Genomic DNA, 20,987 nt, shown 5'->3' on the forward strand with positions numbered 1-20,987 from the left:
TGCCCGCCACCCCGTCGCGCGTCGGATCGGTTGCCACGGTTCGATTTCACATTTCCACCGTACAACGCATAAACGATGCATGTTGCATGCGTCGCTTTCACTAACAAAACTGGCATGAACCGAGCCCGAACAACGAGACGTGACAGCGTTGCGCAGCCGCTCACAAGCACGGCAAGAGGTCCAGGCCATGAGCACGACCACGCGATTCACCGACGTAGACGCGCCGGCCACGGTGGAGGCCCCCACCGATGACGATCTGGTGCGTGGACTCTGCGCTGCGGACGAGGACGCCTTCGCCGCCATCTACCGGCGTTGGGGATCACTGGTTCACACCATGGCCACCCGCTCGCTCGGCGACTCCCACGAGGCCGAGGACATCACCCAGCAGGTGTTCATGGGCGCCTGGCGCGGACGTGACGGCTTCCGCCCGGAGCGGGGACCGCTCGGTGCCTGGCTGGTCGGCATCACGCGCCGGAAGATCATCGACGCACTGGCAGCCAGGACGCGACGCCTCACGCTGATCGACTCCGCCGCGACCGATGCCGGCCTGCGCCGGAACGACGAGCGGGCGGCGGACCGCGTCGTGGATCGCGTGCTCCTGGTCGACGCCCTGTCCCGGCTGCCGCGCCCGCAGCAAGAGGTGCTGTGCATGGCCTTCTACCGGGACATGACACAAGCACAGATCGCGCGGCGCACCGGAATGCCTCTCGGCACCGTGAAGAGCCACGCCCGCCGGGGCCTGCACCGGCTGCGGGAAGGGATCGAACAGGGCGGTGCCGAAAAAACGGCCGCTCGGGTATCCCTCGCATCCAATGCGGTGCCCGAGCACGAAACAGAGACGAGGCTTCGCCGGCCGGCGGAACCTCTACACGAAGGGATGAGCTCATGACCTCCAGGACCACCCTCGCCCTCGCCGCTACCGTCAGCTCCTGCGCTCTGGCCATCGGCATCGGCGCGCCCGCCATGGCAGCTCCTGCCGAGGACGGCGAAGACCAGGCCATGGTGTCCGTCTTCCATGGCGTGCCAGGGATGACGGTCGACGTCTACGCGAACGGCGACCGACTGCTCGGCGACTTCAAGCCCGGCACGGTGACCGACCCGCAGGCGCTCGAGGCAGGCACGTACGACATCCAGGTGTTCGAAGCCGGCCAGGGCCCCGATGGCAAACCGGCCGTCGAGAAGCAGGTCAAGGTACCTGAGGGAGCCAATGCCACGATCGCCGCCCACCTCTCCGCCGACGGCAAGCCGCAGCTGACGGCCTTCGTCAACGATGTCTCCGCAACCGATTCCGGCAAAGCACGGCTGACCGTGCGTCATGTGGCCGCCGCTCCCGCTGTCGACGTCCGGGCGGAGGGCCAGACCGTATTCAAGGGGCTGGAGAATCCGAAGCAGGACACCACCACTGTTGACGCCGGCACCATCTCGACCGACGTCGTGCTCGCCGGCACGGACACCGTCGCCATCGGCCCCGCCGATCTGAACCTCAAGGAGGGAACGAGCAACATCGTCTACGCCTGGGGCAGCGCCGCGGACAAGAACCTGAAGCTGGCGACCCAGACACTCAGTGACACCGGGTCCACACCGGGTGCCGCCGACACCAATGGCAGTGGCGCCGCTGTCACCACGAACTCGAGCGACCGGTGGCTGACCGGGCACTGAAAGGTGCGCCCCGGTGGCCCCGCGCGCGGGACAGTACGTTGATCTCGCGCGTCGGCTCATTCGCCACGGTGCCGACCGCCGCTCCGGCGGCGGTCCTCATCGTCGGTGGGCGAGCGGCACGGCCGGTGCACCTCACTCTGCGGGCCGCTCGATCGCTGATGGGCACCTGACGTGCTCGTCGGTCACGCGGCAGGCGCCCGGGACAGCCCCGAAGCAGGCGTCGGATCACGAGGAGAGGAGGGGACGGTGCTACACGTCGACCCCGCTCACCTGGTGGAACTGGCTCTCGGCAACGACGTCTCGAGCACGGATGTCAGCGCCCCGCGGCACATCGCCAACTGTGTACGCTGCCGGGACGAACTGAACCGGCTGGCACGTGTCGTGGCCGCCGCCCGCAGCGTCAAGGCATCGGATCTGCCCACCGCGCCCCCGGACCGGGTCTGGCAACGGATCAAGCAGGAACTGGCACGGTCGTCCGGGGAATCCGATTCACCAGCGGCCCCGACGTGCCGCACATCTCCGCGTCCGATGGCGGCTGACGGACACCGTACCGGCTGTTTCGAGCGGGCCGATGACCGAACGCCCCACCTCTTGCTGGGTCTCCTCACCGTGGCCGCCGTCATCTGGTGGGCACGACGAGTTCCGACGCGGAGGACTCCTCCCGGCCACAGCCTTCGGGCAGGACGGCGCCACGAGGCGTAGACCGTGTGCGGCCCCCTGACCTGCTCGAGGCGGGCCGGGGCATGACGGCATACCGGGATGCCCCGGCGTGACCACACCTGTGTGGCGACCACACCCGTGTGGGAGTGGCCGCCACAGCGGTCGTCAGTCAGGCCGCGGCGAACGCCGCGTGTACGCGCTTGCCGTCGGGCAGGGCTTCGGTGAAGAGCCGGGCCCCGAGATCCTCGGCGATGTGCAGGCCCATGCCGCCGGTTCCGTCCCTCAGGTCCGGAGGCCTGGAAGCCGGCAGGACGCACGAGCAGTCCGTCACCGCGATGTCCAGAACACTCGAGGCGATGGTCAGGGTCAGGGTGCTGCGCCCGGGTGCGTGACGGACCGCGTTCGTGACGAGCTCGGAGACGATCAGGAGGAAGTCGTCGCAGCGGCTCTGTGCGAGCGACGGCCAGAACCGGTGCAGGAAACCGGCGGTCGCACGGCGCGCGAGCGAGGGTGCTTCCGGTCCGGAGGGTAGAGGGAGTGAGAGCCGGTCTACCGTGGCAACTGCCGGAGCACGCGACGGTGACGGGGTCGTGAGGGTCATGACGCTGTCCAGAGGCTGATGCGACGCAGCCGGGTGCACCGCGGGAGGTTACGCATGGGGCGAATGGCAGATTTCCGGGTGCCGGCCCCCGGAATCCCGGCGCACGCCCGAGGACGGAGATCACTCACATGTGGCGGCACACCGGGCCGGACAGCGGCGGTACCTCCCGCTCCTGTCCGTGCACCACGACCTTGTGGCAGGCCGGTCGTGGCGACCTCGGCCACCACACGAGGAATGCGGGTGGTGGCAGTCATCGGACTCTCCGTCCTTTCATGAGTGGCCACGTCCCGCAGTCAGTCGGAGAACTCGGACGCGGCTCCGAGCGGCCTTACACAAGAGATTCGGAGGTAACCGGGAGAACGGTTGCGGAAAATGAAGTAAAAATTGACAAATAGAGAAAGGCGCATCGTGGCGCCGTGCCCGTGGTGAGCAGCACGGAGCGCAGGTCTGGACCTGCGTGACTCGCGGCTCGTGTTGGAACCTCCCCGACCCGCCGCCTCCCGCCGTGGTCGACGGAACGGGGGCAAGGTCCATGTCGAGCACGACGGCGTCGGCTTGCACCCCTCCTCGCCGTGATGCCGGCCCAGGGGAACGTCGTCATGGCGGTTGAGGGCGGGAGCGGTAACGGCCAGGCAAGACAGCGAGGGCCGTCCGGCTACGGGATGAGTGGGGCATCGGAACCGGATCGGTCGGTCATTCGCTCCGTGTAGGGCACTGGCCCCCGCCCAGCGCGGTGCGGTTCAGCACGGCGTCGATCCACTCCGCGGCGCGGGCCGAGCACTGGCCGGCGTTGCCGCCGTCCGAATCGCCGAGCAGTGCGTCCCTGTTGCAGCCGTGTCCCAGGGCGCCCTGCCTGCGGTCGTCTCCTCGGTTCCGGCACAGGGGGCGACACCCCCTCGGGCTGCCGGGCCGGCTCCCCGTGCACGGTCCGGCCGGCCGGAGACACCGGCTGGCGCCGGCCGTGCACGGGAACAGCCACATCATCGAAACCCGTAGTGACCAAGGGGTCCGGCTGGGTCAGGGGGCAGGAGTCAGGAGACCGGTGGCATCTCCGTGCTGCGCGAGTCGAGGCCGGAGCGGACATTGACCCAGCCGCCCCGGGTGAAGTCCGGGACGGCGACCGGACGCCCCTTGTTCTCCAGGGACATGACACTCAGAGGGACAGGGGCGCACCAGGAGGCCGCGTCGTACACATCGATGTCCGGCACCAGCCCCGCACGCATCAGCTGCACCGTGCGCCACTGGAGGACGTAGTCCATGCCGCCGTGACCGCCGTTGTTCTCCGCGTCGTCGCCGATCTTCTTCCACAGCCAGTGGTCGAACTCCTTGCGGTAGGCGTCGAAGTCCCGCCAGGAGTGGCCGCTGTGGTCCGGTTCGATGTAGATCCGTCCGCCGGTCGACGATGTTCCCGCGTAGTCCTCGAAGATGCCTCGACTGCCGGCGAGCGTGTTGATGCGGCTGTACGGGCGGGGCGAACTCACCTCGTGGTCGGCCCTGATGGTCCTGCCCTTGGCCGTCTCGATCGCGCAGCTGACCAGGTCGCCGTTGATGTACGTCTCCCGCCACGAGGGGTGCGATCTGGGTACGAAACGCTCCCGGTAGTCGGCGAGGCCCTTCGGCGCGGTCGCGGTCGCCTTCAGCGTCGTCATGCGGTCGCCGCGGTTGATGTCCATGGCGGCGGCGATGGGCGCAAGGCCGTGCATGGCGTAGAACGAAGCGGTGCTCCGGGTGTGCCAGAGCCGGCGCCACGCGTCCGTGTAGTAGGTGTCGGAGAAGAGCAGCTCCCGCAGGTCGTGCAGGTAGCCGCCGTGACCGTTCGTGATGTCGCCGAACAGTCCCTCGTGCGCCATCCTGAGCATGGCCAGTTCGTTGCGGCCGTAACTGCAGTTCTCCGAGAGCATCAGATTCTTGCGGGTGCGCTCCGAGGTGTCCACGAGGTCCCACAGCTCGCGCAGTTCGGTCGCCACGGGCAGTTCGACGACAGCGTGCTTCCCGGACAGGAGCGCGGCCTTGCCCTGTTCGTAGTGGAACTCCCACGGGGTGGCGATGTAGACGAGGTCGATGTCGTCGCGCCGCAGCATCTCGGCGTAGGCGTCCGCCGATCCGCCGTACTCCGCGGGGCGGGGCTTACCGGCGGCCACCAGTCGCTCGGCCGTGCGCCGGACACGATCGGTACGGATGTCGCAGACGGCCGTGACGACGCAACCGGGGACGACGGACCATCCCGTGGTCATGCCGGAACCCCGGTTGCCGAGCCCGATCACACCGACCCGGACGGTCTTGTACGGCTGGAACGGCACGTTGATCATCGACTTCTGGCCGGGGCGACGGCGCGGGGCCGCCCCGGCCGCCTCCGCTGTCGTCGCGGTCGCACCGGTGGCTGCTGCCGCGCCGGTGGCTGATCCGATGCCGGCAGCGACGGCACCAGTGGCCAGTGCTCCTCCGAGTAGCAAACGGCGCGGGACGTCGGGGCTTTGGGGCATGGCTAGACACTCCTCGATGCGAGACCGGCAGCACTGGCGGGGTCGACTCTGGCCGTGAGGCCGCATGTGTGTCAATAGATGCTCGAAAGAACCGCGTTATGAACAAAATCAAGCATCCGGTAACACCTGAAGCCGCCGCCGGCCCCAACGGCGGACGTGCGGGAACCGGGCATGCGTCGTCGGGTGCACATGACGCGTCGTCGCGCACGGTCCGGATGCGCGGGCCCGGCCGTGCACGATCATGAGCCGGACGAGGACGGCCTCGCGCAGGGGATTTTCGCCGTTCCGGCAGCAGGACCGGCCTCCGGCGAGCCGTCCCTCCCACGCCGGCGGCAGGTCGCCGCACCACCATGGGGAGTACGGCCCTTCGCCGACGGGAGGTCTGCGGAGAGGCTCCGGCAATCAGCCCGGCGACCGCGTCGCGGCGGGACCGGCCCGATCAGATCCTTCGGCGCGCCGGCGTCGCAACCGCAGCCGCTTCACCGGGTGGGAACCACCGGTTCACCCCGGCCTGGCGGGCTGCCCGCGGACGCGGTCTCGCCTGTGGTCAGAGGGGCTGGAGCCGGGTGCGCAGGAGGCAGAATTCGTTGCCTTCCGGATCGGACAGAACGTGCCAGTCCTCGGTACCGCTCTGCCCGACGTCGACCGGCCTGGCGCCGAGAGCGAGCAGCCGCTCCAGCTCTGCTTCCTGGTCGCGGTCGGTGGCGTTGACGTCGATGTGCAGCCGGAGCTTCCCTGTCCTCGGGTGGCTGCTGGGACTGAGCACGAGGGTCGGCAGCGATCCGCCGAAGCCGATGTCGGGCGGCCCGATCTCGATGCTTCCGTCGTCCTCACGGCCGAGTTCGGCATAGCCGAGGACCTGACTCCAGAATGCGGCGAGCCGGTCGGGATCGGCGCAGTCGATGACCAACTCACTGATGCGGCATGCCATGCCCGGCAGTGTACGCAGCAGACGACGACGTTCCGGAGCCGTGCCGCAGGCGGCCACGTCGTGCCGGCCGGGTCCGGGATCGGCCTAGCCCTGCGGGAGGTCCTTGACGAACACGATCCCGTCGCAGTCGTCGAGGTGGGCCGGGTCGAACGCCGAGTAGCCGAACCAGGGGGACACACGGTGCGCGGGCCGTGTGCCGCCCAGCACGGTGGCCAGCCGTCGGGTGTCGATGACGCGGTGGCCGTCCGGGAGTGTGTACAGGAGTCCTTCGACGGTGTCCGGCGGCGGGGTGTCCACCCCCCGGTGCCGGATCGTGCCGACGGCCGTGGCCAGGAAGGCGTACTCCCTGCCGAGCCGGGCGCTCACCAGCGCACCGGCGCTCCACCACTCCAACAGCGTCCCGCCCATCCTGGTCGTGCTCTTCTCCCGCTGGAGATGGGAGTTGTGCGCGTGGACGAACGCCGGGCCCCGAGCGGCGAGAGCGAGGAGATTGTGCGCCATCATCTGATCGCGCAGACCGACCAGCCGGGTCATGCGGGCCGGTGAGGCGTCGGCCATCCAGTGGTGGTACCGCAGCAGGCCGATCGCGGTGCGCCCGTACAGACGGGCCCGGTCCCACTCCTCCGGCGAGGACGCCGTGACCAGGTGTGGCGTCTGCGCGTCGAGCAGCGCCACCAAGTCGTCGGCGAGCAGCCGCAGCCGGGCGGCCTCGGCCGACTGCCCGACGGACCGGGCGGGGTCCGTCATCGCGGCCGGATCGGTCCACCGGTCGTCGGTGCCGAGCAGCCGGTCGAGCGTTTCCGCGGCGCAGGGGAGCAGGTCCGTTTCCACCCGGGCCGAGAGGTAGCCGTGGAGTGCGGTGAGGGCCTGTCGGGGGCTCGCGGCGGCGGTGATCTCCAGCGGGCCGTCGAAGCCGGCGAAGCGGAGCCGCTCCGAGGCGGGCCGGCCGTCGTTGTACGCGCGCATCCAGCCCACGAGCTCACGGTTGGCAGCTGACGTGCCCCAACCGTGGCTGAAACCCTGCTCCATCGCCTCGTCGAGGGAGCCCGTGCCCGAGGTGACGTAGTCGTCCACGACCAGGCCCATCATGCAGTCGCTCTCGATCGCGATCGTCCGGTAGCCCTCCTGCTCGACGAGCCGGCGGAAGAGGTCGTTGCGCAGGTCGAGCAGAGTGTCCTCGCCGTGGGTGGGCTCCCCCAGGCCGAGCAGCCGGGGCCGGGCCGGCAGCAGCCTCATGACGGCGGCAGCCTCGAATGCGTGGGCGATGTCCTTGATGCCGGTAACCATGCATTCAACGGTATCGCTGAACCCTCGGTTGAGACTTTCCCGCTATATCCTCGCCCTCATGGGACGAAACCTTCAAAGCGGTGATCGGCTCAGGCCGGTTGACCTGGCGCGTGGGCACGGTCTGTCCACGCAGGCGATCAGGAACTACGAGGAGGCCGGCATCCTTCCGGCCTCCGGCCGCACGCCCCACGGCTACCGCACCTACACCTCGCTGCACGCGGGAGCCCTGCGCGCGTTCCTCGCCCTCCTTCCCGGTCACGGACACCGGACGGCCACGGCGGTCATGCGAGCCGTGAACCAGGGATCGGCCGATGGCGCGTTCCGGCTCATCGACGAGAGCCACGCCCAGCTACTCGACGACCGGCGGACCCTCCAGGCCGTGGAGAACGCGCTGCGCGACCTGGAGCCCACCGCGGCGTCCGGAACCGATGCGGGATCCGGGCCGGCCACGGCGTCCGGAACCGGTGCGGGGACCGGGCCGGCCACGGCGTCCACGCCCGGCGGTACGTTCATCGGGCCGCTGGCAGGCAAGCTCGGGATCCGGCCCGCGACGCTGCGCAAATGGGAGCGCGCCGGGCTGATGCGTCCGCGACGCGACCCACGGACCGGATACCGCGTCTACGACGAAGCCGACGTACGGGACGCCCGGCTGGCCCACCAGCTACGGCGGGGCGGCTACCTGCTGGAACAGATCGCCCCGCTGATCGCCCAGGTGCGGGCGGCAGGTGGGCTGGAGCCGATGGAGGCCGCTCTGTGCGACTGGCGCAGCCGGCTGTCCGTACGCGGGCGGGCGATGCTGACCGGGGCGGCGGAGCTGGATGCGTACCTCCGCGAGCTCAGCCGTACCGCTCAGGGGCAACAACCCGCCCGGCCGCTCGGGGAACCGGGCGGCGGACCTGCCGAGCACGGTCTCCCGGGCCCGGCCACCGAAGCTTCCTCCACCGCTTAGGCCCAGTTCAGAGCCGTCCGGAGCACCGCCGGAGTTCAACGTCGGCCATCACCTCTACGCCCGTCGGGCCTTGGGCGAGCGAGTTTTTCAACAGCTGTGACGCCTCGCCACCCATGGCCGGGGACCCTGCCGAAGGCAACGTCCTCGGCGGTACGAGCAATCTGCCGTCCGCCCCGGCCACAGCTGTGACACGTCGTCAACGGCCGTACGTGGTGCGGCAGAGAGCGATGATCTCGGCAGAAGCGACGCCCTGGCCCGTCGCACAGATGGTGCGCATGTCATACGTCGGGCGAGGCTGGGCACGGCGCGGCGGTTCGGGCCGGGCGGGGGCCGCCCGGCGCGGTGGGTTCCGGACGCCCTGACGGGCAGGTGGTCCGACCGCTCCCGCACGCCGGGCCGGCGCTTGCGCCCCCTCCTCCTTCTGCTTCCGCTTCTTCCCGCTCCTGCGCGCCGGCCGCTCCTCGGCCTTGCCCAGGGCGTCATGGACCGCCGGGGGCGCGGCCGGGGCCGTCGACGCCTGCGCGCCCGGAGCGTTGCCGGAATGCGCGGAAGCCGCGGGCGCGGGCCTCCCCGCTTCACCCTGGACGGAGACGCAGCCGGCCGTACTCAGCAGGGCGACGAGCGCGAGCGACATGGACCGCAGATTCATGCCCTGGTCAACGACGAGCCGCCCGACCGGACACGTCGGAGAGCCGTGCCCCGGACGGGCACGGCCGATCAGTCCGACAGACCCGACCGTGCGACACCCAGGGCGCGGTGGATGGTCCGGGACAACGAGGCCCGCTGCGGGTCCGCGCTCCACGCCCACTGCTCCACCGCGATGCGCAACGCGCCGTTGAGAACGGTCGCCTGCACCCTCGGCTCGAGGTCGTCCGGCCCGTGGCCCGTCCGCTCGGCGATGACCTCGGCGAAGACCAGCTCGGCGTCGTGGTGGACCTGGAGCCACACGGCGCGCAGCCCGGGCTCGGTGCGGGTGAGAAGGACCAGGCCGCGCAATGCCTCCGCGTCGGCGTCCGCAGCCGGGGCCGGGAGCGACGACGGGGTCCCCACAACCGCCTCCGCCAGTGGCCGGTCGCGTGGCCACGCCCTCATCAGCGCGGTGACGAAGTCGAGTGCGTACGTCAGCAGAGGGCTGACGCAGAGTTCCTTCGACGAGGTGTAGCGCCACAGGGTGCGCTGCGAGATCCCCGCGGCGGCGGCGATGTCCTCGGCGGTCGTCGCGGCGACCCCCCGCTCCACGAAGAGACGTACGGCTTCGCGGGCGATCTCGAGCCGGGTCGCGGCCTTGCGGCGCTCGGTCAGAGGAGGGCGCCCGATGCGGGCCCCGCCGTCGGCCTCGGTGGCCGAGGCCGCTTCCTGCGCTCCCCCGACGTGCACGGCTTCCACGGTTTCCGGCCACCTTCCCTCAAGCTCCGCCCATCGTATCGATATCTTTTCTGGCACGGCTCGCCATTTTGGCACGACCCGCCATCAAAGATACGGTGCCTGCACTGTCACCGAACGCGAGGAGCATCCCGTGAGCGTCACCACCAGCGGCCCCGGCCGCAGCGTCGTCGTCACCGGCGCCGGATCCGGTATCGGCCGTGCCACCGCCCTGCTGTTCGCGAAGGACGGCGCTCGACTCGTGATCGCCGACGTCGACGACGCGGCAGCCCGGGCCGTCGCCGAGGAAGCGAGGCAGGCAGGCGGGACCGCGGTGACCGTGATCGGGGACCTGCGGGACCAGGCCGTCGTCGACCGGGTCGCGGCCACGGCGGTGGAGGAGTTCGGCGGGATAGACGTGCTGGTGAACAACGCCGGGGTCATGGACAGCATGTCGGCGGCGGCCGACACGGGGGACGACGAGTGGGAGCGGGTCATCGGCATCAACCTCACGGCCCCGTTCCGTCTCACACGGGCTGTACTGCCGCACATGCTGGCCGCCGGGAAGGGCGCCGTCGTCTTCACCGCCTCCGAGGCATCGCTGAGGGGCAGCGCCGCGGGCACCGCGTACACGGCGTCCAAGCACGGCATCGCGGGGCTGACCAAGTCACTGGCGGTCATGTACCGCGACAAGGGGATCCGCTCCAACGCCATCGCCCCCGGAGGCACCATCACCAACATCCGGGTCGAAGCCGACCGGAGCGCCCACGGACCGGCCGCCCTCGCCCCGTACATGGGTAACGTCGGTTCCCCCTCCCGGGCGGAGGAGCAGGCGGCGGCCATCGTCTTCCTCGCCTCCGACGCGGCGAGCAACATCAACGGGGCGATCCTCCCCGTCGACAACGGCTGGTCCGCGGTCTGATACCCCTTCCTCCAGCGACGACACCCTTTACCGGCAGGGGTACGACCCGGAGCCGAAGGACCGCGCACGGGTGAGCCGGGGCCGGGTCGTCGCTTTCGGGCCGCTCGCGCCCGCACCCGCTCCCGGCACGGCCCCACCACCGCTCGCGCCCGCTCCCGGCACAGCCCCACCACCGGGAGCGGGCGGCCTCCCCCGCGCACACCGCTCGCCGGCGGGACCAGCGGCCACCCAGCGCACCCACCGGGGCCGGGAGCGCGGCGTGCCCGTGTGACGCCGTTCCGCGGGCGGGCGTGATACCCGTGTGACACCGTTCCGCGATCACCCGCTCTTCGTCGCCCACCAAGGCGCGCACCAGGGCGCACACCTGACCTCGCCGTCCGCACACGGGCGGCGGGCAGAAATGCGGTGGCCCCACCCCGGGGGCTCCCTCTAGCATCCGCACATGACCGAAGGCACCGGCTACGCGGACGACGAGCAGGAAGCAGCACCGGAGAGGCAGATCGCCTGGCGTGCCCAGTCGATCGGCCTCGTGGCAGTCGAGACGGAGGACGCCGAGCTCCTGCACGGGTGGCGCTCCGACCCGGTGGCCGCTCACGAAATCGGCATCTGGCCGCGTTCCCTCACCGCGTTGCGCGAGCGCATCGAGCGTCACTCCGACGACGACGACCGCGACGACTTCCTCATCGTCACGCTCCTTGACCTCACCCCCGTCGGTCACATCGCACTGAGCGACCAGAACATCGTCAACGGCACGGCTCAGATCGAGCTGATGCTGGGCCCCGAACACCGCGGGCAGGGCCACGGCTCCCACGCGCTCGACGCCCTGGTGGATCTGGCGTTCGGCGAACTCCCGATGCACCGCCTCACGGCGGAGACCCACACCGACAACGCCCCGGCCCTGGCCGTCCTCTCCGGATCCGGCTTCGTGCGCGAAGGCATCAGCCGCTCCGCCTGTATTCATCGCGGCCGCCGCCACGATCTCGCGGTGTCCTCACTCCTCCGCCCCGAATGGGAAGCGCTGGACCGCCCGCGCGCGTGGGACGCCTGACCGGGCGCCGCGCCCTCGGCGGCCCCCGGCCCGGTCCGGCGGGACTCCCTCAGAGGATCGTGCCGGCACCGCCCGGCCGGCTGGGCCCCGCCGAGGGCGAGCCGTCCGCGAGGCGGACGCCGAGGCCGAGGTCGTCGACCATGACCGGAAGGCCGGTGACGAGTGAATGGTTCGCCGCCGCGCCGATCGCAACGGCACGTACTCCGTCCAGGTATCCGGCGGACCGGCTCAGGGGATCCGTCCCCACCCGCAGCTCACGGCGGAAGACGTCCTTGAGGAGGATCGCGTCACCGCCCCCGTGACCGCCGATGCCCTCCGGGACGGGGACCTCCTCGGCCCGGCTCCAGTGCCTCTGCAGGACCAGCCTGTGGCCGGTGGGCCGGACGTCGTCGGCGAGGTCGGCAGCCGAGGCGGAAGGGTCGAGGTCGATCCCGCCGTCGGTGTCGAGCTGGAGGTACCCGCGTTCGACGACGTGTAGTTCCGCCCGCCCCTGCGTGCCGTTGACGGTCACCTTGTACCCCTCCCAGGGACTGTGCGCGTTGAGCGAGTAGCTGAGCGTCGCTCCCCCCGCGTAGTCGACCAGCACGGACAGGTTGTCCTCGATGGTGATACCGGGCGCGAACGGGTCCTGGTCGCGGAGGTACCCGTCGTGCCCCTCGGCCCTCAGGTACAGGGCCTCCAGGCGCGGATCGTCCCTCAGGTCGAGGGAGAAGGGGTCCCCATGCGTGCCGGTACCCCGTTCGGGGCGGGGGCCCATGCCCCTGGCCGCGGCGTTCCTGTCCCCGTAGAACCGCAGGGCACCGGAGGCGAAGACGCGGACGGGCACGTCGTCCAGCCACCAGTTGACCAGGTCGAAGTGGTGGCTCGCCTTGTGCACGAGCAGACCGCCGGAGTTGGCCTTGTCGCGGTGCCACCGCCGGAAGTAGTCCGCACCGTGCATGGTGTCGAGCGCCCACTCGAGGTGCACGCCCGTCACCTGCCCGATCGCACCGCTGGAGATCAGTCGGCGCAGCGATGAATTACGTGGCGCATAACGGTAGTTGAAAGTCATCACCACGTCCCGGCCGGTGTCGGCGACGGCTGCGGTGATCCTCCGGCACCCGTCCGCGTCGGTCGTGAGCGGCTTCTCCACCACCACGTCGGCCCCCGCCCTCAGCGCGCGGTCGACCAGTTCCGCGTGCGTACGGTCGACACTCGTGACGACGACGACATCGACGGCCTGCTCGGCGATCATCACCTCCAGGCCCTCCGGCCGGTAGCGCGGCAGGCCCGCGGGGGCCCCGGTGCCGAGCACCTCCCCGACATACGCGTCGTAGTAGTCGATCCTCGCGGGATTCGGGTCCAGCCAAGCCACCAGTTCGCCGACGTCCGAGTGTTCCCCGGTCAGCGCCGTGACGTACATGCCGGCGCGATGGCCGGTGCCGGCCACCGCGTAGCGGGTACGGCGGCGGCCCGCGGGCGGGTCGGTGAACTCCGGCACCACGCCGGGTCCGGCTTGGGCACCGGTGCCCGACGCGGGAGCGGTCGGGTTCTGGTCCACCGGTCTGTATGCGGTCACCACGTGGCCTTGCCTCTCTGTCTGTCGTGCCGTCCGGCCTTCGGGCCCGCGGGCTGGCCCCTCCGGGATCGTCCGCGCTCGCCACCCGCTTCTCCGGGGCTGCTCGTGACCGAGGAGGACTCACACCCGACTGACCTATGTGAACGGTCACTTGAGATTCCACGACTTCCGGCCCTTGATAGCCTGGAACTGCACACGAGTGAGCACCGCGCCTTGAACGAGACGTTAGTGAACGGTCACTTGAGGTGTCAATCATCGCGCTGCGGCTCCAGGAGGGACCTCGGGTGACCCGGGAAGCATCGACACGACGGCCGACCATCCGCGACGTCGCGCGCCTCGCGGGCGTGTCGCACCAGACCGTGTCGCGGTTCCTGCGTGCCGACCGCACCATCGGCGAGGACCTGCGGGAGCGTATCCGGCAGGCGATCGCACAGCTCGACTACCGGCCCAACCTGGTGGCCAGGGCCATGCGGGACAACAGGACAGGACGACTCGCGCTGCTCGTCCCGGCGGGGACGGCGGTCAGCTCCCTGGAGGTGCTCACCGGCGCTGCGGCCGCCTCCCACGAGGCCGGGTACGTCGTCGAGGTGGTGACGCTGGGGGGAGCCCCGGAGTCCAGGACCGCCCGCGTGCTCGACCTCGCCGATTCCGGCCTGTTCGAGGGGATGCTGTCGCTGACACCCCTGCCCCAGCTCTCCGCGCGGAGGCAGGCCGGTGGCATTCCAGTCGTGATCGAGGCCGACTACGACGAACGGATGCGGGGCATCGGCGACCTCGCGGACGCGTCGACGCTGGCCGAGGTCATCGAGAGGCTGGCGGAGCAGGGGCACCGCCGTTTCCTGCATGCCGCTGGGGACTACGCGCACACTTCGGCCCGGTTGCGCCGGCAGGTCTACCTGGAGACGGTCGAGCGCCTCGGGCTCGAGTCCTACGCGGTGGCGGACTGCGACTGGCTGGCCGACAGGGCCCGGCAGGCGGTGCTCGGGCTACCGGCCGACTGCGGCGTCACGGCGGTCGTCTGCGCCAACGACCTGCTGGCAGCGGGCGCCGTCCGAGGCGCGGTGGAACGGGGCTGGCGCGTACCGGCGGACCTCAGCGTCACCGGCTGGGACGACAACCCCCTGGGCGCCGCCATGATGCCCTCTCTGACCACGGTGGCGGTCGACCACGAGCGGCTCGGCCGCCGCGCGGTCCGGAGACTCCTCGCCGAACTGCGGGGCGTGCGGGAGCCCGGCGCGGGGCCCGGGCCGGGGAGCGGCCAGGAGCCCGGCACCCACGGGCCCGGGGGCGACCGGGAGCCCGACGGACATGACCTGATCACCTCTGTCGTATGGCGCGAGTCGACCGCTCCGGCACCCGGGCACCGGCCCGCCCCCGGTACGACCGGACGCGCCCCGGCCACCCGCGCCGCACACGCCACCGTCCCGCCCTGGGTACAGTCGGGCGACTGATCACCTAGCCAGGAGGAGCACGACCGGACATGGCGGTGGACGGCCTGGACACCCGCATCCTGCGGCTGCTCATCGAACAGCCGCGCACCAGCGTGCGCGAATACGCGCGCATCCTCGGCGTGGCACGCGGCACCCTCCAGGCCCGTCTGGACCGCCTCGAGCGGGACGGGGTGATCACGGGTACGGGCCCCGCCCTCTCCCCCGCGGCCCTCGGGCACCCGGTGCTCGCCTTCGTCCACCTGGAGGTCACCCAGGGGCATCTGGACGAGGTGGGTGACGCGCTCGCGGCCGTCCCGGAGATCATCGAGGCCTTCTCGACCACCGGGGGCGGCGATCTCCTGACCCGCGTGGTGGCCCGCGACAACGGGCATCTGGAGGACGTCATCCAGCAGCTGATCCAGCTCCCCGGCGTGGTCAGGACCCGGACGGAGGTCGCCCTGCGCGAACGTGTGGCGCACCGGGTCCTGCCGCTGGTCGAAGCGGTGGGGCGCGTGGCAGACCCGGGCTGACCTCCGTCGGGCGGGCGGCAGACCCGGGCTGACCTCCGTCGGGCATGCTGGAGGCCATGCAGACCCCGCGCCTCCCGTCACCGCCCGTCCTCTTCGATCTCGACGGCACCCTCGTCGACAGCGAGCCGAACTACTACGAGGCGGGACGCCGGCTCCTCTCCCGGTACGGCGTGCGGGACTTCAGCTGGGAGAACCACACACGTTTCATCGGCATCGGAACCCGGGAGACCCTCACCGTCCTGCGCGAGGAGTACGGGATCGAAGCGCCGGTCGACGAACTGCTGGCCGGCAAGAACGCTCTCTACCTGGAACTCGCCGGGGCCTCCACCACCGCCTTCCCCGAGATGCGCGCTCTCGTCGAGCGGCTGCACGGGGAAGGGGTGCCCATGGCAGTGGCGTCGGGGTCGTCCAGGGCGGCGATCGCGGCCACCCTGGCGGTCACGGGGCTGGACGCGTACCTCCCCCTGTACGTGTCCGCGGAGGAGGTGGCGCACGGCAAGCCGGAGCCCGACGTCTTCCTGGAGGCGGCCAGGCGCCTCGGCGTGGCGCCGCACACCTGTGTGGTCCTCGAAGACGCGGTCCCCGGCGTCCGGGCGGCTCACGCGGCCGGAATGCGCTGTGTCGCGGTTCCCGACGCCGAAGCGGGCACGGACGGAGCCACGTTCGGGAAGGCAGAGCTGCTTTTTCCGGGCGGACAGGCGGAATTCACCGCGTCGGCCGTGCTCGACTGGCTCTCCACCGGGTGAGAACGGGCCGGACCGGCCCGTCGATTGGCCGAATTCGGCGTCCCTTGCTCCGGCCGGGCGAACAGAGGTCCGGGGGACGGATATCCTGATCATGCCGCGCACCCCGACGCACCGTACCGAGGCGATGAGCCCGACGAGGTCGCCGCCGCGGCAGTCGGAGCGGGCCACAATTCGAGATTGGTGTGCACAGGTGCTGGTTGCTGGACGGTACCGGCTGATATCCCCCATCGGCCGTGGCGGTATGGGTGAGGTGTGGCGCGCCACGGACGAAGTGCTGGGGCGGGCCGTGGCGGTGAAGCTGCTGCTGGGCGACCAGGCCGATGCCTCCTCGACCGCGCGCTTCCGTCTCGAGGCGCAGACGGCGGCACGTCTGAGCCACCCTCACCTGGTGGCCGTGTTCGACTTCGGGTCCTGGGAGGACCGCTTCTACCTGGTGATGGAGCTGGTCGAGGGCCGGAGTCTCGGGGATCTGCTGGCGGCTCAGGAGACGGTTCATCCCGAGCAGGTCGCCCATATCGCCGGCCAGGCCGCCGCCGGTCTGGCCGCGGCGCACCGGCAGGGCATCGTCCACCGTGACATCAAGCCCGGCAACCTCATGCTGGACGCCGACGGGTCGGTGAAGATCGGGGACTTCGGTATCGCCCAGTTCGTCGACGATCCCTCGACGGCGCTGACGACGGCCGGCCACATCGTCGGTACCAGCCTGTATCTGGCTCCCGAGCGTGCTCTCGGCCGCACGGCCGACTCCGCCTCGGACATGTACTCCCTCGGCTGTGTCATCTACCAGCTGCTGGCCGGGCAGCCGCCGTTCCGCTCGGACACGGCCACAGCGACGCTCTACCAGCACGTCGACTCTCCCCCGGTACCGGTCAGGCAGCGCGGGGTCGACGTCTCCCCCGCCTTCGACTCGTATCTGCTGGGTCTGCTGGCGAAAAAGCCCGAGGACCGGCCGAGCGCGCAGCAGGTCTCCGACTGGTTCCGTACGGATGCCTGGCGCGGGCGTCCCGAGCCGCTGCCTCAGCACGCGCACCCCGCCTCACGGCGCGCGGCACCGGCGGTCCCCTCACCGGCTCCTGCTCCGGGGGCTCCGGCCACCGGAGGTTCCGCGACGTACAGGCTGCCGCAGGCCACCGGGCGCAGGCGTGCGGCTCCCGCGCCCCGGGCGTCCAGATCGGCGGCCGGAGCGGCCGCCACGCGCCGGATCAGCACGGGTGAGGCCATCCGCCGACGGCCGCGCGTGGCGAGCGCCGTGGCCGGAACGATCGCCTTCCTGGCGGCGGTGTATCTGGGCACGGTCCTCTTCGCACCGGACACCAGCACGGCGGACACCCCGGACCCAGGATCCTCCCCGACCGCCGGGCTCGAATCGCCCGCGCCGGCCGCCCCGTCCGAGGACGGCGGCGGCGAGGACGACTGAGCCCACGGCTCACCAGCGCGAGTGGATCTCCGCGCGGATCCTGCGGTCGTACAGCTCGCGGACCGCGTCCGAGGTGCGGGGAGCGAGCGCCGGCAGCGAGGCGGCCGAAGCGTTGGCGCGGGCCTGTTCCACAGAACGGGCACCGGGGATGACGGTGGTGACTCCGGGCTGCTGGATGATCCAGCGCAGCGCGGTCTGTGCCGGGGTGGCACCTTCGGGAGCGAGCCCGGCGAACTCCGCGGCGGCCTGGACACCGGTCGCGTAGTCGATACCGGAGAAGGTCTCCCCCTGGTCGAACGCCTCGCCGTGGCGGTTGTACGTGCGATGGTCCTCGGGAGCGAAGACGGTGTCGGCGGTGTACGCGCCGGACAGCAGGCCGGAGGCGAGCGGAACGCGCGCGATGATGCCGACACCTGCCTCGACGGCGGCCGGGAGTACCTCGTCGAGCGGCTTCAGGCGGAACGGGTTGAGGATGATCTGGACGCTGGCGACGCCGGGCCTGGCGATGGCCGTGAGTGCCTCCGCACACGTCTCGACGCTCACGGCGTAGGCGGCGATCCGCTGTTCGGCGACCAGTGTGTCGAGGGCGTCGTACACGGCGTCCGAGGAGTAGACGGCCGTGGGCGGGCAGTGCAGCTGTACGAGATCGAGGGTGTCGACACCGAGGTTGGCGCGCGAGCGGTCGTTCCAGGTGCGGAAGTTGCCCAGGACGTAGTTCTCCGGGAGCTGTTCCGCCCGGCGGCCCATCTTGGTGGCGACGAAGACGTCCGCGTCCGGCCGGTCCTTCAGGTAGCGGCCGATGAGCTGTTCGCTGCGGCCGTCGCCGTAGACGTCCGCGGTGTCGAAGAAGGTGACTCCGGACTCGACCGCGGCGTCGAGGACGCCGAAGGCATCGGCCTCCCGCACCTCGCCCCAGTCCCCGCCCAGCTGCCACGTGCCCTGTCCTACGACCGATACGTCACGGCCGGTCCTGCCGAGTGTGCGCTGCTCCATACGGATCATGCTACGTCGGTGGGCGGGACCGGCGGCGGGTACCGCCGGTCCCGCCTCCCCGCTCAGTCGCCTGTGGTCACGCGGACGTAGTCGACGACGAGTTGCTGCGGGAAGCTGGTGCTGCCGTCCGGGTCACCGGGCCAGTAGCCGCCGACGGCGAGGTTGAGGATGAGGAAGAACGGCTTGTCGAACACCCAGGCGTTGCCGTTGAGGTCTGCCGGTGTCCTCCGCTGGTAGACGGTGCCGTCCACGGACCAGGTGATGGAGTCGGGGGCCCAGTCCACGGCGAAGGTGTGGAAGTCGTCGGCGAACGCGGCCCCGCCCGGGAGGGTGTAGCCGGCGCCGATGCCACCCGAACCCGAGTAGCCCGGCCCGTGCAGGGTCCCGTGGACGGTACCGGGTTCGAAGCCGACGTTCTCCATGATGTCGATCTCACCGCTGTTGGGCCAGCCGACGCTGCCGATGTCGGCTCCGAGCATCCAGAACGCGGGCCATATGCCCTGTCCGCGCGGGATCTTCATCCTGCTCTCCACGTGCCCGTACGTCGCGGTGAACTTGCCGGAGGTGTTGAGGCGCGACGAGGTGTACTCGCAGGTCCCGTACCAGCACTGGTAGTTGCCGGGGTTCTCCTTGCGGGCGGTGATGACGAGATTGCCCTGTCCGTCGAGGGCGGCGTTGCTGTTGCCCGCCGTGTAGTACTGCCGTTCGTGGTTGTTGACGTTGTCGCCGGTCTCCGTCAGCCACTTGCCGCCGTCCACGGCGGACCCCGCGGGGCCGTCGAACTCGTCGGCGAAGGCCACGGCCGCCGTTGTCCGAGAAGCCGTGGAGGACGCAGCCGTGTGGGGGTCGGGTGCGGCCGAGGCTCCGGCGGGAAGTGCGGTCATGACCACTGAGCAGCAGAGCAGTGAGAGAGCGGCGTACAGCGTCGTGCGGCGCCGCTTCGAGGGGCGGCGCCGGGTGTGATGGGGGGAAGGCACGGTCATCACGTCATTTCGGGGTGGGGGGATCGCTGTCATGCGCATGACAGTCGAACACCGAGAGGTGAACACGGGACGCGCTCACCCCAGGCGTATCTTTCAACACTTGATTTAAGGGAGTGGCCCGATGCCCGTCAAGGATCTGGTCCAGACCGGGCGGGCACGGGTAGAAGTCACCCCGACAGGGAACGGACAACTCATGCGCATCCGTACCGAAGCAGCCCTTCCCCCAGCCCTTGCCCTGGTCTTCGCGCTACTGGCTCCGGCCGGCGCCGCGACGGCCTCGCCGTCCGCCGCGCCCGCGCTCCCCACATGCCGGGAAAGCAGCCTGCGTGTCGGCGCCGCGGCGTCGGAACTGCCCGGGACTCTCCGGATCAGCGTCACCAACCACGGGCGTCAGGCCTGTGCCGTCGACCGCGTCCCCACGGTCGTCTTCGGCGATCTGGACGGGCCCGCCCTGCCTGTTCCCGAGGGCGGAAGCGCGCCGTACCGCCTGCCGGCCGGGGGTTCCGCGCACGCCGCGGTTCGCACCCTGGACCCGGCGGCCACGGAGCTGCGGGTGGTGGACCGACTGACGGTCGCCGGGGACCCGGCCCACCGCGGGCGGACCTTCGACGCCGTCTCGCTCGGGGCGCCCGACGGGGTCCGTGTCTGGGAGCCGGTGACGACCTGGTGGCATCGTTCGAGCGCGGCGGCCGACGCGGCACTGGAGCGCCACACCGGCTGACCGGCTTCTCGTCGCCGGCTCCCCGCACCGCCGCCGCCGTGCGGGGAGCGGGCATGGGCGGGACAGTGGAGAGGAAGACTGTGCGGACCCGCCCTGCCCCCGCCGGGCAGGCGCGCATCGTCCGACCGCATCCGGCGGAAGGAACAGGCGTGGACAGCGAGAGCACACGGCGTTTCGTGGTGCAGATCCACGACGCCCGGCGTATGCATTTCGACTTCCGTCTCGAGGTCGACGGCGTCCTGAAGTCCTGGGCCGTACCGCGTGGCCCCTCGGACAATCCGAGCGACAAACGGCTGGCCGTGCCGACGGACGACCATCCGCTGGAGTACCGCGACTTCGAGGGCGTCATTCCGCAGGAGGAGCAGGGAAGCGGCACCGTGATCGTCTGGGACCAGGGCACCTACCGCCCGACCAGCCACGATCTTGCGGGTGCCCCCGTCCCGTTCGCCGAGTCCCTGGAGCGTGGGCACGCCACCTTCTGGCTGGACGGGACCAAACTCCACGGTGAATTCGCGCTCACCCGCTTCCGGATCGACGACGAGGACGGGACCCGGAGCCCGGAGGCCTGGCTGCTGATCAAGGCGAACGACCGCCAGGCCGTCCACGACAGACCGGGTACCCCCGATCCGTACCACGCGCGGTCGGCCCGCACCGGCCGCACGTTGCACCAGGTCGCCGTCGCGGAGTGGGAGAGCGCCCACTGACGA

At 70.8% G+C, this 20,987-nt stretch carries 20 protein-coding genes; 11 read left to right on the forward strand and 9 right to left on the reverse strand.

The window, feature by feature from the left end:
* Positions 1 to 187 precede the first annotated feature (187 nt).
* Positions 188 to 889: an RNA polymerase sigma factor gene (locus tag HED23_RS19170; RefSeq protein WP_203184627.1), complete on the forward strand. Its 702-nt coding sequence runs from the start codon at positions 188 to 190 to the stop codon at positions 887 to 889.
* Positions 886 to 1,659, forward strand: a complete 774-nt coding sequence (locus tag HED23_RS19175) for a DUF4397 domain-containing protein (RefSeq protein WP_203184628.1) — start codon at positions 886 to 888, stop codon at positions 1,657 to 1,659. The genes HED23_RS19170 and HED23_RS19175 overlap by 4 nt, the downstream gene beginning before the upstream one ends.
* Positions 1,660 to 2,488: 829 nt before the next feature.
* Here the strand turns inward: HED23_RS19175 and HED23_RS19180 are convergent.
* From HED23_RS19180 to HED23_RS19195, 4 genes are all read right to left on the reverse strand, one after another.
* Positions 2,489 to 2,920 (reverse strand): ATP-binding protein, encoded by a 432-nt coding sequence (locus HED23_RS19180; RefSeq protein WP_203184629.1) that lies wholly within the window; start codon positions 2,918 to 2,920, stop codon positions 2,489 to 2,491.
* Positions 2,921 to 3,951: 1,031 nt separating this feature from the next.
* Positions 3,952 to 5,403, reverse strand: coding sequence for a Gfo/Idh/MocA family protein (locus tag HED23_RS19185; protein WP_203184630.1), 1,452 nt, complete (start codon positions 5,401 to 5,403; stop codon positions 3,952 to 3,954).
* A 547-nt stretch (positions 5,404 to 5,950) separates the two neighbouring features.
* Complete coding sequence (locus HED23_RS19190; protein ID WP_203184631.1) at positions 5,951 to 6,334, reverse strand: VOC family protein; 384 nt, start codon at positions 6,332 to 6,334, stop codon at positions 5,951 to 5,953.
* An 84-nt stretch (positions 6,335 to 6,418) separates the two neighbouring features.
* Positions 6,419 to 7,621: an erythromycin esterase family protein gene (locus HED23_RS19195; RefSeq protein ID WP_203184632.1), complete on the reverse strand. Its 1,203-nt coding sequence runs from the start codon at positions 7,619 to 7,621 to the stop codon at positions 6,419 to 6,421.
* A 58-nt stretch (positions 7,622 to 7,679) separates the two neighbouring features.
* Here HED23_RS19195 and HED23_RS19200 point away from each other — a divergent pair, with 58 nt between their 5' ends.
* Positions 7,680 to 8,570, forward strand: coding sequence for a TioE family transcriptional regulator (locus tag HED23_RS19200; RefSeq protein ID WP_203184633.1), 891 nt, complete (start codon positions 7,680 to 7,682; stop codon positions 8,568 to 8,570).
* A gap of 196 nt (positions 8,571 to 8,766) precedes the next feature.
* Here HED23_RS19200 and HED23_RS19205 read toward each other — a convergent pair whose 3' ends face one another.
* Both HED23_RS19205 and HED23_RS19210 read right to left on the reverse strand, forming a co-directional pair.
* Positions 8,767 to 9,204, reverse strand: coding sequence for a hypothetical protein (locus HED23_RS19205; protein ID WP_238442038.1), 438 nt, complete (start codon positions 9,202 to 9,204; stop codon positions 8,767 to 8,769).
* Positions 9,205 to 9,287: 83 nt separating this feature from the next.
* Entirely contained in the window at positions 9,288 to 9,956 is a 669-nt protein-coding gene (locus HED23_RS19210) for a TetR/AcrR family transcriptional regulator (RefSeq protein ID WP_420803038.1), read from the reverse strand.
* Positions 9,957 to 10,086: 130 nt separating this feature from the next.
* Between HED23_RS19210 and HED23_RS19215 the strand changes: the two genes are divergently transcribed.
* A complete protein-coding gene (locus HED23_RS19215) occupies positions 10,087 to 10,854 on the forward strand; it encodes an SDR family NAD(P)-dependent oxidoreductase (RefSeq protein ID WP_203184635.1) in 768 nt (255 codons plus the stop codon).
* Positions 10,855 to 11,296: 442 nt separating this feature from the next.
* A complete protein-coding gene (locus HED23_RS19220; protein WP_203184636.1) occupies positions 11,297 to 11,902 on the forward strand; it encodes a GNAT family N-acetyltransferase in 606 nt (201 codons plus the stop codon).
* 49 nt (positions 11,903 to 11,951) lie between these two features.
* Here the strand turns inward: HED23_RS19220 and HED23_RS19225 are convergent, their stop codons facing one another.
* The gene (locus tag HED23_RS19225; protein ID WP_238442039.1) at positions 11,952 to 13,460 is read right to left on the reverse strand and encodes a Gfo/Idh/MocA family protein; all 1,509 of its coding nucleotides are present in this window, start codon (positions 13,458 to 13,460) and stop codon (positions 11,952 to 11,954) included.
* 284 nt (positions 13,461 to 13,744) lie between these two features.
* On the opposite strand from HED23_RS19225, the gene HED23_RS19230 reads away from it, so the two are divergent.
* The 4 genes from HED23_RS19230 (at position 13,745) to HED23_RS19245 (ending at position 17,583) form a co-directional block, all read left to right on the forward strand.
* Complete coding sequence (locus tag HED23_RS19230; RefSeq protein WP_203184637.1) at positions 13,745 to 14,911, forward strand: LacI family DNA-binding transcriptional regulator; 1,167 nt, start codon at positions 13,745 to 13,747, stop codon at positions 14,909 to 14,911.
* 29 nt (positions 14,912 to 14,940) lie between these two features.
* Positions 14,941 to 15,420: an Lrp/AsnC family transcriptional regulator gene (locus HED23_RS19235; protein WP_203184638.1), complete on the forward strand. Its 480-nt coding sequence runs from the start codon at positions 14,941 to 14,943 to the stop codon at positions 15,418 to 15,420.
* A gap of 56 nt (positions 15,421 to 15,476) precedes the next feature.
* Entirely contained in the window at positions 15,477 to 16,166 is a 690-nt protein-coding gene (locus tag HED23_RS19240; protein ID WP_203184639.1) for an HAD family hydrolase, read from the forward strand.
* A 190-nt stretch (positions 16,167 to 16,356) separates the two neighbouring features.
* Positions 16,357 to 17,583, forward strand: a complete 1,227-nt coding sequence (locus HED23_RS19245; protein WP_274383033.1) for a serine/threonine-protein kinase — start codon at positions 16,357 to 16,359, stop codon at positions 17,581 to 17,583.
* Positions 17,584 to 17,592: 9 nt separating this feature from the next.
* On the opposite strand, the gene HED23_RS19250 is transcribed toward HED23_RS19245, so the two are convergent.
* Positions 17,593 to 18,585: an aldo/keto reductase gene (locus HED23_RS19250; RefSeq protein WP_203184641.1), complete on the reverse strand. Its 993-nt coding sequence runs from the start codon at positions 18,583 to 18,585 to the stop codon at positions 17,593 to 17,595.
* Between the two features lie 53 nt (positions 18,586 to 18,638).
* On the reverse strand, positions 18,639 to 19,559 hold the full coding sequence (locus HED23_RS19255) for a glycoside hydrolase family 16 protein (RefSeq protein WP_203184642.1): 921 nt from the start codon (positions 19,557 to 19,559) through the stop codon (positions 18,639 to 18,641).
* A 121-nt stretch (positions 19,560 to 19,680) separates the two neighbouring features.
* Here HED23_RS19255 and HED23_RS19260 point away from each other — a divergent pair, with 121 nt between their 5' ends.
* Positions 19,681 to 20,280: a DUF4232 domain-containing protein gene (locus HED23_RS19260; RefSeq protein WP_238442040.1), complete on the forward strand. Its 600-nt coding sequence runs from the start codon at positions 19,681 to 19,683 to the stop codon at positions 20,278 to 20,280.
* 149 nt (positions 20,281 to 20,429) lie between these two features.
* Positions 20,430 to 20,984, forward strand: a complete 555-nt coding sequence (locus HED23_RS19265) for a DNA polymerase ligase N-terminal domain-containing protein (protein ID WP_238442041.1) — start codon at positions 20,430 to 20,432, stop codon at positions 20,982 to 20,984.
* Positions 20,985 to 20,987 lie beyond the last annotated feature (3 nt).

Origin of the sequence: Streptomyces pratensis, assembly GCF_016804005.1 — a bacterium.
In the GTDB taxonomy this organism is placed as follows: Bacteria; Actinomycetota; Actinomycetes; order Streptomycetales; family Streptomycetaceae; genus Streptomyces; species Streptomyces pratensis_A.

What these genes read in the sequence shown, in the direction of transcription:
- HED23_RS19170 (WP_203184627.1), top strand. Translation starts at nt 188, where the DNA reads ATGAGCACGACCACGCGATTCACCGACGTAGACGCGCCGGCCACGGTG.
- HED23_RS19175 (WP_203184628.1), top strand. Translation starts at nt 886, where the DNA reads ATGACCTCCAGGACCACCCTCGCCCTCGCCGCTACCGTCAGCTCCTGC.
- HED23_RS19180 (WP_203184629.1), bottom strand. Translation starts at nt 2,920, where the DNA reads ATGACCCTCACGACCCCGTCACCGTCGCGTGCTCCGGCAGTTGCCACG.
- HED23_RS19185 (WP_203184630.1), bottom strand. Translation starts at nt 5,403, where the DNA reads ATGCCCCAAAGCCCCGACGTCCCGCGCCGTTTGCTACTCGGAGGAGCA.
- HED23_RS19190 (WP_203184631.1), bottom strand. Translation starts at nt 6,334, where the DNA reads ATGGCATGCCGCATCAGTGAGTTGGTCATCGACTGCGCCGATCCCGAC.
- HED23_RS19195 (WP_203184632.1), bottom strand. Translation starts at nt 7,621, where the DNA reads ATGGTTACCGGCATCAAGGACATCGCCCACGCATTCGAGGCTGCCGCC.
- HED23_RS19200 (WP_203184633.1), top strand. Translation starts at nt 7,680, where the DNA reads ATGGGACGAAACCTTCAAAGCGGTGATCGGCTCAGGCCGGTTGACCTG.
- HED23_RS19205 (WP_238442038.1), bottom strand. Translation starts at nt 9,204, where the DNA reads ATGTCGCTCGCGCTCGTCGCCCTGCTGAGTACGGCCGGCTGCGTCTCC.
- HED23_RS19220 (WP_203184636.1), top strand. Translation starts at nt 11,297, where the DNA reads ATGACCGAAGGCACCGGCTACGCGGACGACGAGCAGGAAGCAGCACCG.
- HED23_RS19235 (WP_203184638.1), top strand. Translation starts at nt 14,941, where the DNA reads ATGGCGGTGGACGGCCTGGACACCCGCATCCTGCGGCTGCTCATCGAA.
- HED23_RS19240 (WP_203184639.1), top strand. Translation starts at nt 15,477, where the DNA reads ATGCAGACCCCGCGCCTCCCGTCACCGCCCGTCCTCTTCGATCTCGAC.
- HED23_RS19250 (WP_203184641.1), bottom strand. Translation starts at nt 18,585, where the DNA reads ATGATCCGTATGGAGCAGCGCACACTCGGCAGGACCGGCCGTGACGTA.
- HED23_RS19255 (WP_203184642.1), bottom strand. Translation starts at nt 19,559, where the DNA reads ATGACCGTGCCTTCCCCCCATCACACCCGGCGCCGCCCCTCGAAGCGG.
- HED23_RS19260 (WP_238442040.1), top strand. Translation starts at nt 19,681, where the DNA reads ATGCCCGTCAAGGATCTGGTCCAGACCGGGCGGGCACGGGTAGAAGTC.